The sequence below is a fragment of the Bacteroidales bacterium genome (genome assembly GCA_018334875.1).
Lineage (GTDB): Bacteria > Bacteroidota > Bacteroidia > Bacteroidales > UBA12077 > JAGXLC01.
Map to the genome: position 1 here is coordinate 17,412 of JAGXLC010000012.1, position 16,624 is coordinate 34,035.

10 protein-coding genes are annotated in these 16,624 nt (G+C 40.0%); 4 read left to right on the forward strand and 6 right to left on the reverse strand.

Annotated elements, in window-relative coordinates; all coding sequences use genetic code 11:
• Positions 1 to 59: 59 nt before the first annotated feature.
• The gene (gene thiL / locus KGY70_02135) at positions 60 to 1,103 is read left to right on the forward strand and encodes a thiamine-phosphate kinase (protein MBS3773963.1); all 1,044 of its coding nucleotides are present in this window, start codon (positions 60 to 62) and stop codon (positions 1,101 to 1,103) included.
• Positions 1,104 to 1,119: 16 nt separating this feature from the next.
• Here the strand turns inward: thiL and lpxA are convergent, their stop codons facing one another.
• Genes lpxA through KGY70_02155 form a run of 4 tightly spaced genes read right to left on the reverse strand, consistent with a single transcriptional unit; the run spans position 1,120 to position 5,629 of the window.
• Complete coding sequence (gene lpxA, locus KGY70_02140; GenBank protein MBS3773964.1) at positions 1,120 to 1,905, reverse strand: acyl-ACP--UDP-N-acetylglucosamine O-acyltransferase; 786 nt, start codon at positions 1,903 to 1,905, stop codon at positions 1,120 to 1,122.
• Positions 1,902 to 3,302 (reverse strand): bifunctional UDP-3-O-[3-hydroxymyristoyl] N-acetylglucosamine deacetylase/3-hydroxyacyl-ACP dehydratase, encoded by a 1,401-nt coding sequence (locus KGY70_02145; GenBank protein MBS3773965.1) that lies wholly within the window; start codon positions 3,300 to 3,302, stop codon positions 1,902 to 1,904. Before KGY70_02145 ends, lpxA begins: the two co-directional genes overlap by 4 nt.
• Positions 3,303 to 3,313: 11 nt before the next feature.
• Positions 3,314 to 4,363 carry a UDP-3-O-(3-hydroxymyristoyl)glucosamine N-acyltransferase gene (gene lpxD / locus KGY70_02150; GenBank protein MBS3773966.1) on the reverse strand — a complete coding sequence of 350 codons (1,050 nt, stop codon included), beginning with the start codon at positions 4,361 to 4,363 and terminating at the stop codon, positions 3,314 to 3,316.
• Positions 4,364 to 4,408: 45 nt separating this feature from the next.
• Positions 4,409 to 5,629, reverse strand: coding sequence for an HD domain-containing protein (locus KGY70_02155; GenBank protein MBS3773967.1), 1,221 nt, complete (start codon positions 5,627 to 5,629; stop codon positions 4,409 to 4,411).
• Between the two features lie 432 nt (positions 5,630 to 6,061).
• Here KGY70_02155 and rimP point away from each other — a divergent pair, with 432 nt between their 5' ends.
• The 3 genes from rimP (at position 6,062) to infB (ending at position 10,918) form a co-directional block, all read left to right on the forward strand.
• A complete protein-coding gene (rimP, locus tag KGY70_02160; protein MBS3773968.1) occupies positions 6,062 to 6,520 on the forward strand; it encodes a ribosome assembly cofactor RimP in 459 nt (152 codons plus the stop codon).
• Positions 6,521 to 6,533: 13 nt separating this feature from the next.
• A complete protein-coding gene (gene nusA, locus KGY70_02165; GenBank protein ID MBS3773969.1) occupies positions 6,534 to 7,769 on the forward strand; it encodes a transcription termination/antitermination protein NusA in 1,236 nt (411 codons plus the stop codon).
• 74 nt (positions 7,770 to 7,843) lie between these two features.
• Positions 7,844 to 10,918, forward strand: coding sequence for a translation initiation factor IF-2 (infB, locus tag KGY70_02170; protein MBS3773970.1), 3,075 nt, complete (start codon positions 7,844 to 7,846; stop codon positions 10,916 to 10,918).
• Between the two features lie 98 nt (positions 10,919 to 11,016).
• Here the strand turns inward: infB and gcvH are convergent, their stop codons facing one another.
• The gene (gcvH, locus tag KGY70_02175; protein ID MBS3773971.1) at positions 11,017 to 11,397 is read right to left on the reverse strand and encodes a glycine cleavage system protein GcvH; all 381 of its coding nucleotides are present in this window, start codon (positions 11,395 to 11,397) and stop codon (positions 11,017 to 11,019) included.
• 59 nt (positions 11,398 to 11,456) lie between these two features.
• Positions 11,457 to 16,624: cell surface protein SprA (gene sprA, locus KGY70_02180; protein ID MBS3773972.1), on the reverse strand; the 5,168-nt coding region annotated here is incomplete at its 5' end.

The window sequence follows — 16,624 nt, forward strand, 5'->3', positions numbered from 1 at the left end:
CTTTCATAACAAGAAAACCCGCATCATTGTTTATTTGTTGAACCTGAAAAAATAGATATATGGCAGAGTCAGAAAATAAAAATCATCGCATACATGATCTTGGGGAATTTGGTTTAATCGAACATCTGACGAAAAATGTAAAATTAAACCAGAAAAGTTCAGTGAGGGGTATTGGTGACGACGCCGCGGTTTTGAATTTTTCAGGCAAACAGACATTGGTTACCAGCGATTTGTTATTGGAGGGCATTCATTTTAATTTGATGTATACGCCTTTAAAACACCTGGGATATAAAGCTGTTGTGATCAACATCTCCGATATTCTTGCCATGAATGGCACTCCATCTCAAATTCTTGTATCCCTGGGATTTTCCAACAGATTTGATTTAAATTATATAGAGGAGTTGTATGAAGGCATCAAGCTTGCCTGTGAGAAGTATCAGGTGGATATGGTAGGAGGCGATACCTCTTCTTCTCTAACAGGAATGACGATAAACATTACGGCCATTGGATATGCAGAGGCAGGGAAAATTGTATACAGAAATACTGCTCAGGTAAATGACATCATTTGTACAACGGGTGATTTGGGGGCTGCATATATGGGCCTGCAATTGCTGGAAAGGGAAAAGGAAGTTTTTAAGTCAAAACCCGGCGTTCAACCTGATTTACGGGGATATGACTATATTCTTGAGCGGCAGCTTAAGCCGGAAGCCCGGAGCGATATGATTCGGTTCTTCACTGAGAAAGAGTTAAAGCCTACTGCAATGATTGATATATCCGACGGCCTCGCTTCCGATCTTTTGCATGTCTGTCATCAATCGGACTTGGGATGTAAAATATTTCAGGATAAAATCCCCATTGATAAAAATACAGAAGAAATGGCTGCCGAATTTGATATTGAACCCTTAACAGCCGCATTGAACGGCGGTGATGATCATGAGTTGTTGTTTACTATCAGCACGGATGATTATGATAAAATTAAAGATGAGGAGGAAATTTCTCCTATAGGCCATATGACCAGCCCGGATTTTGGCTGTTATATGATTTCCACCAGCGAACATGAGATAAAACTAAAAGCACAGGGTTGGCGGGACAACGAAGAATAGAATGAGAAGGTTAAAGTTATTCTTCCGAGTGGTAACCCTTTATAACCCCGCGTTTGGAATTTCTGATAAAATCTAAGATTTCATCTCTTTCTCTGGTTTGGGGCATGGAACTTTCGATATTTTCTATGGCCTGGCTTTTGTTGTTGCCTTTTTGATATATTTCCCGGTATATATCGTGAATTTCTTTGATTTGTTCATCGGAGAAGTTTCTTCTTCTCAGCCCTACGGAGTTGATTCCTACATAGGAAAGGGGTTCTCTCGCTGCTTTTATAAATGGAGGTACATCTTTTCTTACCAGTGCTCCCCCCGAGATCATCACATGTGATCCAATATGCACGAACTGATGAACGGCAACCAGGCCGCTGACTATAGCAAAATCATCAATTGTAATTTCTCCTGCAAGATTGGAAGCGTTTCCCAGGATTACATGATTGCCGATAAAACAATCATGAGCCACATGGACATAGGCCATGAGCAAGCAATTATCACTCACAACGGTCTTTCCTTTTGACCGGGTTCCGCGGTTAACCGTTACGCATTCACGGATGGTTGTATTTTCTCCTATTTCTGCAATAGTTTCTTCGCCCTTGAATTTTAAATCCTGAGGGATGGCTGAAATAACCGCGCCGGGAAAAATTTTACAGTTTTTGCCAATCCGGGCTCCCTCCATAATCGTTGCATTAGGTCCTATCCAGGTACCCTCACCGATTTCCACATTTTTGCTTATAGATACAAACGGTTCGATTACTACATTTTCTGATACTTTGGCCTCGGGGTGTACATACGCTAATTCCTGCTTCATTCCTCCTTGTTTTTTGTAATTTGTGCGGTCAGTTCTCCTTCCATAACTATCTGCTCCCCCACGAACGCTTGTCCGAACATTGTTACGATTCCCCGCCGGATAGGGTTACTTAGATTTAATTTATATATTAATGTATCTCCCGGTGTAACTTTTCTTTTAAAACGCACCTTATCTATCTTGAGAAAATAAGTAATGTAATTCTGCGGGTCAGGAACCGAATTTAGCGCAAGAATCCCTCCAACCTGTGCCATTGATTCAACCTGCAACACACCTGGCATTAGGGGTTCGTTGGGAAAATGACCAACAAAAAATCCTTCGTTCATGGTAACATTCTTAAGTCCTATGATGGATGAATGATCCATTTGAAGTATTTTGTCTATTAACAAAAAAGGAGACCTGTGCGGTAAATATTCCTTGATCTGGTTGATATTGAACAAAGGCTTTTGATTGATGTCAATTTGGGGCACATGCTCCCGTGATGCTTCTTTGTTAATGGATGAAAGAATTTTTTTTGCAAATTTTGTATTGGCGTGGTGTCCGGGCTTTTTGGCTATGATTCTGCCCTTTATAGGCCTTCCAATTAAGGCCATATCACCCAGAATATCGAGTAATTTATGACGTGCAGGCTCATTGGTGTAGAAAAGATCAATATTGTTCAGCACTCCTTCCGGTTTGACCTTTACATGTGGCTTGTTGAAAAGATCCGCAATCCTGTCGAGCTCTTCCTGCGGTACCGGGTTTTCCATGATCACAATTGCATTTTCCAGATCACCTCCTTTTATAAGGTTGTTTTTTAACAGAAATTCAAGTTCATGGAAGAATACGAATGTTCTTGAAGGAGCCAGCTCTTCCAGAAAATCAATTTTTTCGTTGAATATGGCAAACTGATGCCCCAACACTTTGGAGTTATAATCGATCAATACATTTACTGATAATTCTTCATCAGGATAAGCAATTAATTCAATTTGGTTTTCTTCGTCTTTATATTCGATCTTCTCCTTAATATAATAATAGTTCTTGTCCTCATCAAGTTCCTCTATTTCTGCATCGGTAAGCGACCGGGCTATTTGCCGGGAACTACCGTCGAGGATGGGGGTTTCCGGGCCGTTTAATTCTACAAGAACGTTATCAATCTCCAGACCATTAAGGGCAGCCAGGACGTGTTCAACCGTATGTACCTTTACTCCGTTCTCCTCAAGGGTAGTACCCCTGGACGTATCTACAACATTGTTAACGCTTGCTTTAATGATGGGATTTTCTTTAAGATCGGTTCTTTTAAACTTAATTCCATGATTCGAAGGGGCTGGTTTGAACTTGATTTCTACTTCATATCCTGTGTGTAATCCCCGGCCTTCCAATTTAACAGGATTGACAATGCTTTTCTGTTTATCGGACATAAAAATACCTGTTAATCGTTTTTATTTTTTTGTTTAAGCTGTTTAATATCTTCCTCTAATTCATTGATTTTGTCATATAAGTCGGGCAGTTTTCTGAAAAGCACATAAGATTTCTGGTATCTGCCAAAATCGAAAGCAGGAGCCCCCTGGATAACCTGGCCAGGCTCCTTAATGCTTGAAGAAATCCCCGATTGAGCAGCCACTTTAACTCTGTCGGCAATTTTTAGATGCCCGACAAAACCGGCTTGACCTCCTATCATACAATCTTTGCCGATTTTTGTTGAACCCGCTATGCCCACCTGGGCGGCTATCACGGTATTTTCTCCTATTTCGCAGTTGTGGGCAATCTGTATTAGATTATCCAGTTTAACTCCTTGATGAATAATCGTGGACCCTAAAGTTGCCCTGTCTATGCAGGTATTTGAACCAATTTCAACATGGTCTTCCACTATTACATTTCCAATCTGCGGAATTTTTTGATAATTGTTGTTGGTTTGCGGAGCAAATCCAAAACCGTCGCTTCCGATTACAACTCCTGCATGTATCAGACAGTTTTGACCAATCTTGCAGTTGTTGTATATTTTTATTCCGGGATGTAAAATGGTATCCCGGCCAATGGATACGTAATCACCAATATAAGTGTGGGGCAGAATTTTAACATTGTCTTCAATCACAGCATGCTTACCAATATATACATAATCATCGATCAGTACATTTTTTCCCACTTTTGCACTTTCTTTGATGGTAGCCTTTGAACTGATACCTGAAGTATTAAGTTTGTTGTTGTTTTGCAGGTTGAGTAGCTTGGCAAAAGCTTGGTATGCGTCATCTACCCGTATAAGGGTTGTGTTTATTCCGTTTTGAGTTTTTAAATCCCGGCTGACCAGTACCACGGAAGCATCCGTTGATTGTAGGTATTTGAAATATTTTGGATTTGCTATAAATGAAATGGTCCCTTCTTTACCTTCTTCTATTTTTGAAAAACCTTCGATTTTTATTTCCGGATCCCCTTCTAAATCACCATCCAATAAGTCAGCTATTTGCCGGGCAGTATATTCCATGATCTCTTAAAATTAAATTTTTGCAAAAATAATGATTATTATGAATTATATATTACATTCCTTGGGATAACATATAAAATATTTTTTTACGATCTTTGATAAAACAGGTAAACTGAGCATGTCCGAAGCTTCACCGATGTCTTTAATCTCTTTGTTTTTATATATAATCTGAATGTTATCGTTTAAAGTACTATATGCTTTGTTGATAATGCTATCCGTGAAAACAAAAAAATTGATTTCATCATCGGTGATGTCGGATTTATTCTTTATTTGCTCTTTTAACAGGTCCACCTTGTTCTTCTCAAAAGGTACATTTTGCAGCTCAATTTTATACAATTTTCGTTCCATAATCTGCCGGCAAAGTACGGATAATACCTTATCGTCGCATTCCATCCATGTTTTAAATGCCACCAGAATGTCCGTATCATCGAGTCTGGAAAACATTTTGAGCATGTTATTCCTGGTATCTCTTGTATATTCTTTATGGAGAAAATATGCCAGGGATTTCGGTGCGTCTAATTTAACTCCCTGATCGATAATTGCTTTGCTGCGTTTAAAAATGTTGATTAGCATTTGCTCGGCTGATACAACCGTTTTGTGGAAATACACCTGCCAGTACATAATCCAGCGTGCTATCAGAAATTTCTCAATAGAATGGATACCTTTTGCTTCTATTACCAATTGATCATTATATACATTGAGCATTTTAATGATTCTGTCGGAGCCGATTACTCCTTCCGAAACTCCTGTATAGAAGCTATCCCTTTTGAGATAGTCGAGCCTGTCCATATCCAGTTGACTGGATACCAGTTGATGAAGGAATTTTTTATCATACGCGTTTTTGTAAATTTTTATTGCCAGATCCAGTTGACGGTCGAATTTCTGGTTAAGATGATCCATGATCATGAGGGAGAAATGCTCATGATTATAATCTTCCATCCAGAAAGATTCGAGGGAATGAGAAAGCGGACCGTGGCCAATATCATGCAAAAGAATGGCAATTTTTACGGCTTGTGCTTCTTCTTCTGTTATTTCATGACCTTTTGACCGAATTGTGCTTATCGCAGACTGCATAAGATGAAGAGTACCAAGGGAATGCTGCAATCTTGTATGAGTAGCTCCGGGGTATACCAATTGTGTCAGCCCCAGTTGTTTAATCCTTCTCAGGCGTTGGAAAAACGGGTCCTCTATAAGATCATATATCGTTTCATCGTAAATGCTGATAAAACCATAAATCGGATCGTTAATTATCTTTTTTTTGTTCATAGCGGTTGCTTATTCGGATGAAACCCGTAACCAGGAAACTTGTAACACGAGAACAAAATTACCATGCGGGTATAATTTGATTATCAATAGATCAGCAAAATTAATAAATATTTCAGCCATCTGTACGTTTTCTGCTTCAAACCGTTCATTCATTTAACAGGTTATTAAAAAAATTGAATTTCAAATTGATTTATATACCAAGTTTACAAACTTTGCCTGTATTACAATGGAACCTGTATGTTACTCATGTTCTTGTTGTGAAGGTTCCCGGATAAGGGTTTCATCTGTAATTTTTAAATAAAAAAATAAAACATGATATAATTATTTGCCAATTAATAAGATTATTTTTAATTTTGCAGTGCGAAAAAAAGTGGAATTTTTTGATTGGGGACCGGGAAGTCCCCTTTTTTCGTATGCTTGATCGGGTAGAGTATGGTAAAGAACGGCGACATAGAAAAGGCACTTAATGAGCTGACCGGCAATACAGATTTTTTTGTTGTTGATATACAAAATAAAAAAGGGAAGATAACGGTTTTTATTGATAATTACAAGGGAATTAAACTGGAGGATTGTGTTAGAATCAATCAGGAACTGAGAAATTTATTTGCTGGGGAACTTGACGAATATAATTTGGAGGTTACCTCCCCTGGTTTAGATAGCCCTTTTAAAGTACATCAGCAATATGAAAAAAATATTGGCAATAAAGTGGGAGTATTGCTAAAAACGGGTCAGAAGATTGAGGGAAAGTTGCTTCGGACAGATAAAGAAGGAATAGCCCTGGAAGAGAAAAAGAGGATAAAGAAGAGCAATAAAAAAAAGACAACCATACGAAAAGAACATCACATTGCTTTTGATGAAATGGAATATACTAAAACAATAATTTCTTTTTAAAAATATGAAAGAGATGGATACTGCGAATTTATTTGATACTTTTTCCGAATTTAAGGACCTCAAGAACATCGACAGGGAAACGATGATGAATGTACTTGAAGAGGTTTTTCGCAAATCTCTCATTAAGCACTTTGGTACCGATGAGAATTTTGACATTATCATAAATATAGATAAAGGGGACTTTGAAATCTGGAGAAACAGAGAAGTTGTTAATGACGGCGAGGTAGAAGACGAGAATCTGCAAATTCCCCTTTCGCAGGCAAGGAAAATCGATGATGATTATGAAGTTGGGGAAGAGGTAACCGATGAGGTTAAACTGGAAGATTTCGGTCGCAGGGCTATCCTTTCACTCAGACAACATCTGACATCAAAGATTCTTGAAATTGAAAGAAATAATGTTTTTGCCAAATATAAGAAGAAAATAGGCCAGATTGTCAGCGGAGAGGTTTATCAGGTCTGGAAGAAGGAGATTTTGATTCTGGATGATGAAGGCAATGAACTGATATTACCCAGAGAAGAGCAGATTCCTTCTGATCATTTCAGGAAGGGGGATTTGCTGCGAGCTGTGGTAATAAGAGCTGAAATGAAAAACAATACTCCCCTGATCATCATTTCGAGGACTTCTCCCATATTCCTGGAGCGGTTGTTTGAATTTGAAGTTCCGGAAATCTATGACGGTTTGATTACGATTAAAAAAATAGTAAGAGCTCCCGGGGAGAAGGCCAAGGTTGCAGTGGAATCCTATGATGATCGAATCGATCCGGTGGGTTCGTGTGTTGGAATGAAAGGTTCAAGAATTCATGGAATTGTAAGGGAGTTAAGAAATGAAAACATTGATGTTGTCAATTATACGACAAATACACAGCTTTTTATTCAAAGAGCCCTGAGCCCTGCAAAAGTGAATTCTATTAAGATCAATGAGGAAGAGAAAAGTGCAGAAGTGTTTCTTGACGCGGATGAAGTATCCCTGGCTATCGGGAAAGGCGGGTTGAATATAAAGCTGGCCAGTCAGTTAACGGGATATGAGATCGACGTTTACAGAGAGACCCAGGAAGACGAGGAGGATGTTAATATAGATGAATTTTCCGATGAAATCGAGCAGTGGGTGTTAGATGTCCTCAAGTCCGTAGGCCTGGATACGGCAAAAAGCGTATTGGAGCTGGACAAGGAAGAATTGGAGAGAAGAACGGACTTAGAGAGAGAAACGGTTGATGAGATCACGGAAATTTTTAAATCAGAATTTGAATAAATTGGCATATTAATTATATTTTAGCACCGTTATTGTCAACAAAAGATTTTTAGAATATAATTTGTGGAAGGTTTATGGCAACAGACAAAAAAGTAAAGCGATTAAGTAAAGTGGCTAAGGAATTTAATGTTGGGATCCATACGCTTGTGGATTATCTCAACAAGAAGGGGTATAATGTTGACACCAATCCGAATGCAAAGGTTTCTCCTGAACAATATGAATTATTGCTAAAGGAATATAGTTCCGAAATTGATGTAAAAAGACAATCTGAAAAAATTGGCAAGAGTTATTCTGAGACGAAAAGCTCGATATCGGTTGGTGATATGGATAAAAAAGAAGAAGAAGCAGAAACAGAAACAGAGGACAAGAATAAGGAGGAAAAAGAGGATGAGCTGTTTATTAAGGATGTAAGTGGAAAAAAAGCAGAAGCACAGGATACCGAAGAAAAAGAAGAGGAAGCAACAACTGAAAAGGAAGAGAAGAGCGAAGAAGATCAACAGGAAACAACTGAACCCAAAGTTATTGGAAAGATAGATCTGGACTCTTTCGGCAAAAGTAAGAAGAAGAAAAAAGAAGAACCTCCGAAGGAAGAAAGCAAGAAAGAAGAGCAGGTGCCTAAGGAGGAAGCTGAAAAAGAGGAGGAGCAGGTGGAAGGTAAAGAAGAACCTGTTGATACGGAAAAAGAAACGAAGGAAGAAGCGGAAGAGAAATCGGAAGAACCTGCAGAGGAGACAGCAGGAGAGACAGATTCCGGAGTGGATGAGCAGGAAGAGGAACATAAAGAGGAGGAGATTTCTGAGGAGGAGATTTCTGAAGAAGAGATTTCTGAAGAAGAAATTTCAGAGGAGGAAAAAGAGAAAATTAAGGTGGTTGGAAAAATCGATCTGGATTCTCTGAATCAAAAAACCAGGCCTGACAAGAAAACCAGAAAAGAACGCGAAGCAGAGCGACAAGCCAAGGAAAAAGTACAGAGGGAGAAGCGAGCCCGCAAAAAAGAGACGGAAGAAGGTTCAAAAACATCTGCCGGAGAGTCAACCGGTAAAGAAAAAGAAAAAGAACGGGAAAAGGCAGGCTCTAAAGAGGATTTCAGGCCTAAGCGAAAAAGAAGGAAAAGAATCCATAAGGATAAAGAAAGGGTTCAGATTGACGAAAAGAAATCGGCACCCGACGAAAAGAAATACACCAGGAAAAAGAAAAAGAAGAAACGACCTGTACATAAAGATATTAAAGAGGAAGATGTCCAGAAACAAATCAAAGAAACACTTTCCAGGTTAGAAAGCAAAGGCAAGTCAAAGGCTGCAAAATACAGACGGGAAAAGCGCAATGTAATAAACCAAAGGCAGAAGGATGAAGAAGAAAAGCAGGAACAAGAAAAGAATGTACTTAAAGTTACTGAATTTGTTTCTGTTAATGAGTTGGCCACAATGATGAGTGTTCCTGTAAACGATGTTATACAAACCTGTATGAACCTGGGGCTTTTGGTTTCGATTAATCAGAGGCTGGATGCCGAAACCATGGCCCTTGTTGCCGATGAATATAATTATAAGGTTGAATTTGTAAGTGCCGAGGTACACGAAGCCATACAGGAAGATGAGGATAATGAGGAAGACCTGCAGCCTCGTGATCCCATTATTACGGTGATGGGTCACGTAGATCACGGAAAAACTTCATTGCTCGATTTTATCAGAGAGGAAAATGTTATAGCTGGCGAAGCTGGTGGCATAACCCAGCATATCGGTGCTTACCGCGTTGAAGTAGAGGAAGGGCGTAGTATCACTTTCCTTGATACACCGGGTCACGAGGCATTTACTGCCATGCGTGCCAGAGGAGCTCAGATAACCGATATTGCCATTATTGTTGTTGCGGCTGATGACAATATCATGCCGCAGACCATCGAGGCCATTAATCACGCGTCGGCTGCAGGTGTGCCCATTATATTTGCCATCAATAAAATTGATAAACCAGGAGCCAGTCCCGAAAGAATTAAGGAGGAACTGGCCAACATGAATTACCTGGTTGAAGATTGGGGTGGAAAGTATCAATCGCAGGATATTTCCGCAAAAAATGGAGTCAATATAGAGGAGCTTCTGGAAAAAGTATTGCTTGAATCAGATATTCAAGATCTTAAAGCCAATCCCAATAAACAGGCTAAAGGAACTGTTATTGAGTCATGGTTGGACCGTGGACGGGGATATATTGCCAACCTGCTTGTTCAGGGAGGTACAATGAGAGTTGGTGAGGTTATATTGGCCGGTAGTCACATGGGTAGAGTCAGAGCAATGTTCAATGAGAGGGGTCAGCGATTGGAGGCGGCCGGTCCCTCGCAGCCGGTTCAGTTGCTTGGCTTAAACGGAGCACCACAGGCCGGCGATAAGTTCAATGTTATGGAGAGTGAGAAGGAGGCCAAGGAGATTGCCAATAAACGGGGTCAGCTTGAGCGGGAGCAGAATATGAGAACTCAGAAACACATTACCCTCGATGAGATAGGAAGAAGAATTGCCATTGGTAACTTTAAAGAGGTAAATCTTGTTGTTAAGGGTGACGTGGATGGATCCATTGAAGCCCTTAGTGATTCATTCTCTAAGCTGAGCACGGAAGAATTGCAGGTAAATATTATTCATAAAGGAATTGGACAGATTACAGAATCGGATATCCTGCTTGCAGCAGCTTCCAATGCCATCATCATTGGTTTCCAGGTAAGACCCTCAAGTAATGCAAGAAAAATTGCAGAAAAAGAACAAATTGATATCCGCTTGTATTCAGTAATATACGATGCCATTAATGACATGAGAGATGCCCTTGAAGGCATGTTAACCCCTGAAGTTAAGGAAGAAATTACAGGATATGCCGAAGTGAAAGAAACCTTTAAAATTAAGAAAGTGGGCACCGTTGCTGGCTGTATCGTAAGAGATGGCAAACTGGAAAGAAATTCCAGGGTAAGGGTCATTCGTGATGGAATTGTAATTTATACGGGCGAGCTGGAATCCCTGAAAAGATTTAAGGATGATGTAAAAGAAGTGAGAGAAAGTTATGAGTGCGGACTGAATGTTAAGAACTACAACGACATTAAAGTTGGAGATTATATCGAAGGCTTTAAGCAGGTTGAAGTGAAAAGGACATTGGACACTTCTCAGCAACAAAAGGCTTAAATCTCATCTCATAGGAAAAAAAGGTAAAAGGTCTAGTTTTTCAACCAGACCTTTTACCTTTTTTTGATGCTATTATAATAAACCCTTAATGTGATTGTTTATGACTGGATTAATTCTTTGTACGCGGAGGCATCCAATAAATCGTCCAGCTCTGACTTATCACTCAGTTTTACTTTAATCAACCATCCTTCTCCATATGGATCCTTGTTGACGATCTCCGGTGAGTCTTCAAGCTTTGAATTGACTTCCTGTACTTCACCTGAAATGGGCATGAAAATATCAGAAACCGTTTTTACGGCTTCTATTGTTCCAAAAACTTCTTCTTTTTTAAGTTTTTCGCCTTCTGTTTCAATTTCCACAAATACAATGTCGCCTAATTCATTCTGGGCATAATCGGTAATGCCCACGTAAGCTTCATCTCCATCAACTTTAATCCATTCGTGATCTTTGGTATACTTAAGATTTTCAGGAATGTTCATGACTTTTGTTTTTTTAATTTAAATTGAAATCAAAGATACAAATTTTTTTTATATTAAAATTATTCTGCCAGAGTAAATCTCAAACTGAATCCAAAATTGGTATTGGAAGTAGGGTAGGAGCGGGATATTTTGGGCTCGTTCACATTTCTGTCGAAAAATACACGCACGTTTAAACGATTACTAAGCGCATAATCTGAGGAAAATCCTATTACCACATTTCTTTGACCCGCAGTAGGCATATCGTCCACATCTTCATCCAGTTTTCTTAAAATGGTCAGGTTGTCGCGAAGCTTAACATTTCCTTTGATATTCAAATCATTTTGAAAGGCTTCCCTCTGACCCCCAAAATCCAGAATAAGGTTGAAATTTTCAAACCGGTATCCTACACTAAATGAATATTGGTCACTTAACGTTTCCGTTACCTGATTGTTTGCAAAACTAAGGGAGACCCTTCTGGACTTGGATATCTGAAAACTGGTAGTAAGATTGTTTTGCCATGTAACATCGAAGTTAATCAGTGGATTGAATTGCTCGTTAATGGCTACGGAATTGATTTCATATTTGGGGATGAAGTTGTTTTTCACATCCCTTAAATGGCTCAGATTATCTTCCAATGAAGTATAATCAGGATTAAGCAGAAAATTCCCTATCGTATATGTTGACTTGTAGGAGTGACTGATATTGACACTTTGGGCTACTTCTTTGATAAAAGACACGTTGCTTAAATTGTTGAAATTTATCCTCCAATTGGGAAAAGGAATCATGGGGAATTTGTCCAGCGGAGCGTTATTGATACCGTATTCGCCGTAGGCGGACAGGAATGCCGGAATAAGTACATGCTGGCTGGTGGGTCCATAGCCGTCCCAGTACCCCTGGTTGTCCGAAGTGGATGGATCATACCCTCCTTCAGACTGTTCCCTCCTTCGTTCAGCCAGCCTTTGTGATATTTTTTTTCTGTTGGACCTGAGCTTATCAAAAGCATCTGAATGATAGTTGTTTTCCTGGCTGATTTCGTCAAAAGCAGTTCCAATGGAAAGAAAACTCATTGAAAAGTTACCCTGCTCCCGCAACCCGTAATTTCGTATTGTGCCGGTACTATCGGCAGTATAATATTCCCTTTGGCTATTTGACTCACTTCTGGAACCGTTAAGATCAATTCGGATTCCCTGGAAAGGTTCTATGGATGCCCTTAAGTTTAAATTTTTATTGTTGGTTAGCGTAAAGGGGCTGCTGAGATTTGGATCCCGGGTAATCCAATTGTTCTGTTTTGCCAGATTGGCAAAATTTTCGTTTTGCCATCCCAATATGAATGGAATGGTTGGTGCATGGTGATTGTTGAGCTGGTTCAAGCCCAGGAATTGATGATTAGGGAGAAATCCTGGTAGCTCGCTTCCCTCTGACTGTGAATAGGAAATGGATATGTTTTTCACTCCCATAAGAATCCGGGCAAGGTTTTCAGCGATGAACTGAAAAGGACCTTCTGTCTGTTCAATTTTACCCTGTATCTCAACTTTGGCATCCTGGTAATCCTCACTGGTTTCAAAAGTAATAGCCCTTTTGTTGAGGATTTCATGGGACCCGTCGATTCTCCTTCCTTGATTGTCAAATACTTCTACTTGAATGTTTTCAGTCATCAAATTGTGATTGATCCTCTCCGGTTCTCCCGCTTCGAAACTTACATTGTCTTCGTTGTAATTAACCGTTTCATATTGTGTTTGGTTTCTGCCCCTGGATTGCTGGTTGATTTTTTTCAGGAAGCCTACTTTATTATATAAATTATTGAAGTTGAATTGGCTATTGAGTTGTAGGGTATTTGAATTGCGGATGGTATTTCCCAGATTGATGGAGCTGGTGTCATGAAGCAATGGCCCGGCCTGCCAGTTATAAGTTCCGTTGAATCTTGCAGAGACGTTTACCCAGTCGAGCAAAGGCAATTTATTGATGGGAACACGGTAATTGGCCTCCCATTTATGATTGTAATCGGTATTTCGGCCAAAGTTTCTGATATTTGACATTACCGAATCTTTCCAGAACTGGTACTGTATTGGTTCTTTTCTTTTATTAACCATACCTCTGGGTTCATCAATGCGGGCTCGGTTGGTAGCGTCGAAATTGAGTTTTAACGAGCGGGTAAGGTCAAACTGGATGTTAAAATGCCTGTTCCACAGAAAATTCTTATCAAATGTGGGTTGATACCTGACGTTTGGGTTGGCAATGCTTTTGTGTCGTATGGCATTGTAACTCCTTCTCAAATTCGTGCTGACAGTAATGGATGAAGGATAGTAGTAAAAATTAAAGTCTCTTAAAATCCGGAACAGATCCGTGTTGAATATTCCTCCGATACCCTGAAAAGGAGTGACGGCCTGTGGATTCGTGTTGAAGTTGTATACAAGGCCACCCTGGAATTCTTCCATGAGATTATAATCTGTGTTGATATCTCTTGCAAATATTTCATTATAGGAATAGTTCATTGAGAAGTTTGATATATCATAAAAGGCAGGGTTGTTTTGATTCTGAGGAGTTACTCTGACGTTGTTGAAATTGATGCTTTTTCTTCGTACATAATCCTGGCTCATTTTTTTGAGTGAATCGCGGGCACGCTGGTCTTCGGCCGCATCTAATGCATCTTCCAGTTGAATGTCAGGGTTAAGCGGATTGTATTGAGGTGTAATGAATCTTTCCGAATATCCAAGGTACATTGGGATTCTAACACCGGCCTTATCCGGAAAAAATTTACCCAGATCAAGGTTTGTAGAAAGGTCATACTGTGTTGTTTTTTCTTTATTTCTTTCATTTACCTTTTTGTCGATACTTCCGAAGCCAGGCGTGCTCGTGTTGCCGGATACGTTTATTCTTCCGAAATCTGCCAGTTGGGTTGACATTCTTCCTCTGGCAGCCCATCCTCCCTCTTCTTTGAAATCGCTAAGTCTGAGTTCGTTAATCCATACTTCTCCCGATTTAGGCATACCATCGTCTTCTGATAGTGTATTTCCTTGTTGGTCAGGATTTCTTATACCCATCATAATGGTTTTTAAATTACTTAGATTCGGATTTCCCCGAACACTAATTTTGGCTCCATCTCTTATCATACTATAAATGGTATTCATAGAGATGTTGGTATTGCCCTTCCGCATGGCATTATTCCTTTCAAGCTTCAATTCAGGAAGTTCATTAAGATTAATAACCATCTCGTTTTTCCAAACCTGTTTTCTGTCACTACCGCTTGTGTTGTTGTAGAAACCCGGTGGGGTAACATCAAGGGGAATTTCATATTCATAATAATTGTTTCGGTAATCTGTTCCCAAACGGATAAAGGCCCTCAGATCGTTATCATTGAGTATTTTATTTTCAAGTGCTTCAGTATGAAGGAACATTCTCAGCTTTTTAAACTGCCTTACATCCATATCGATATTCTTGAATGCAGCACGGGCATCTCCATCCTCAAGCTCTTGCACATTGAATGCAATAGCCTGTTCATTAAGCTGGCGGAGTTGGGGGTTGGTCGGATCAATAACACGATCTATGCCTGGCGGAAGTACATAATTTACAGGAGTTTTGTTGGCATTTTCTTCAATGTTTACAGTTGAAATATTCATTGATCCCCTGCTGAATTCCGGGGCGGATAGATTTTCTCCTGCTTCATACAATGATTTGGTGTAATTTCTCCATTCTCCGCGCACCAGATTTAACTTGGCAAATCTTAATATCACCGAATCCTGAAACTCCCTTAAAAACATTCTCATAAACCGAATGGACTTGAAGTCTCTGATTGCACCTACCCGTTTGTCCGGTTTTCTTACCGGAATTTTAAATTGATACCATGTAATCTCGGATTTGTTACCATTAGCAAGTTCAACTTGTCTTTTTACCTTATCTGTAATGTAGTTTTCCCCAACCTGCATTTCCCGGGGGTCCAGCTCAACCCGGTACTGGTAATAATTTTCGTTTTCTTCCAGGGTATTATCCTGATTGATGTCCTCAACATCTGGCAGTGTTTTACCTGAAGTGGGGTAATTTTCCGGTGATTGTTCCGAGGTTGGAGAATTGCCTTCCATCCCGTTGTATTTTTTATACCTTTCAATGATTCCCTTTTTCTCGCTGTTGTAATCACTTCCTCTATAATAGTGGTAATTGTCATTAGATGGGTCCTCCAGAAATTTGTCAAAAGCTTCATCAGAAAGGTTTTCATTTAAATTGTCAAGGTATTCGGAAAAAAAAGTCTGCTCCTCTTCATCACTGATTCCATCCAAACCTACATCCTGAAATTTCCTGGCCTCGGGATCATTATCAAAAGCATTTACCAGCGATTGGGAGATCGGTATCCGCCCCCATGATGTGGTATCCACCATGCTTATCTGTTCAGAGGTTGGGAGTCCGTTTTCAAAGCTTTTTCTTCCATCTTTTAAAATATCCTCCGAAACTGTCCCCAGGTTAAAATATAATGTTCCTTCATTGGTTCGGGTCGAATCGTAAACAAAGGGATCCATAAGCCAGAACTCAATATATTCCACATTCGACTCTTCGAAATCGGTGGTGTTGATTTCTCTCATGATCCCTCCCCATCTTGATTCCGGCTCTTTGAGCGATCCGTCGGATTGAATACCCGCTGATATTCCCCCCTCCCCCGAAGGTTCGTGTTCGTAATTATAAGGACCCCTTTCATCAGGGAAAAATGCAAGGTTTAATACTTGTATGCTTGCCGGAATATCATTCGGATTATCTTTGTTTGGGAACAATTCTTTCTCATAGATTTCCCGGACAAAGTGGCTGGAACGTTGGTCTGGGTTGCTTTTTAGATGCTGGGGCATATTCGGGCTGTTTTCTCTCAGGAATAACGGATCTATATGATACCACGCCAGCCTGGACCGGTTATAATTATATGGTAAAGAGTCGATTAAACTGGCTTCCGGAAAGAGCTCCGGCTGTCCCTGCGGTGTACTTGCCAAGACCCAGGCAGAGGGGTTTTTCATGTCAATGGCCGTTTCACTACCTTCAAAATCGTCTATGTAAGAAACACCCTCTTTTTCTATGGCTTGGGAGTGACCTGGTATGAGGTGGGCAAATTCACCGTCAAATCTGATGCTGGATTGTTCCTCTGTATCCAGAAAAGGGATTCCATCAACCAGTTGGGTAAGAAACGGAGACTCGCTCCGGTAAGATCCGTTTAATCCCCAGATGGTATTGGAAATGGGCTCATTCCCAATGTTTACCTTTCTGGTAAGTGGCC

What these genes read in the sequence shown, in the direction of transcription:
- thiL (MBS3773963.1), top strand. Translation starts at nt 60, where the DNA reads ATGGCAGAGTCAGAAAATAAAAATCATCGCATACATGATCTTGGGGAA.
- lpxA (MBS3773964.1), bottom strand. Translation starts at nt 1,905, where the DNA reads ATGAAGCAGGAATTAGCGTATGTACACCCCGAGGCCAAAGTATCAGAA.
- KGY70_02145 (MBS3773965.1), bottom strand. Translation starts at nt 3,302, where the DNA reads ATGTCCGATAAACAGAAAAGCATTGTCAATCCTGTTAAATTGGAAGGC.
- lpxD (MBS3773966.1), bottom strand. Translation starts at nt 4,363, where the DNA reads ATGGAATATACTGCCCGGCAAATAGCTGACTTATTGGATGGTGATTTA.
- KGY70_02155 (MBS3773967.1), bottom strand. Translation starts at nt 5,629, where the DNA reads ATGAACAAAAAAAAGATAATTAACGATCCGATTTATGGTTTTATCAGC.
- rimP (MBS3773968.1), top strand. Translation starts at nt 6,062, where the DNA reads ATGGTAAAGAACGGCGACATAGAAAAGGCACTTAATGAGCTGACCGGC.
- nusA (MBS3773969.1), top strand. Translation starts at nt 6,534, where the DNA reads ATGGATACTGCGAATTTATTTGATACTTTTTCCGAATTTAAGGACCTC.
- infB (MBS3773970.1), top strand. Translation starts at nt 7,844, where the DNA reads ATGGCAACAGACAAAAAAGTAAAGCGATTAAGTAAAGTGGCTAAGGAA.
- gcvH (MBS3773971.1), bottom strand. Translation starts at nt 11,397, where the DNA reads ATGAACATTCCTGAAAATCTTAAGTATACCAAAGATCACGAATGGATT.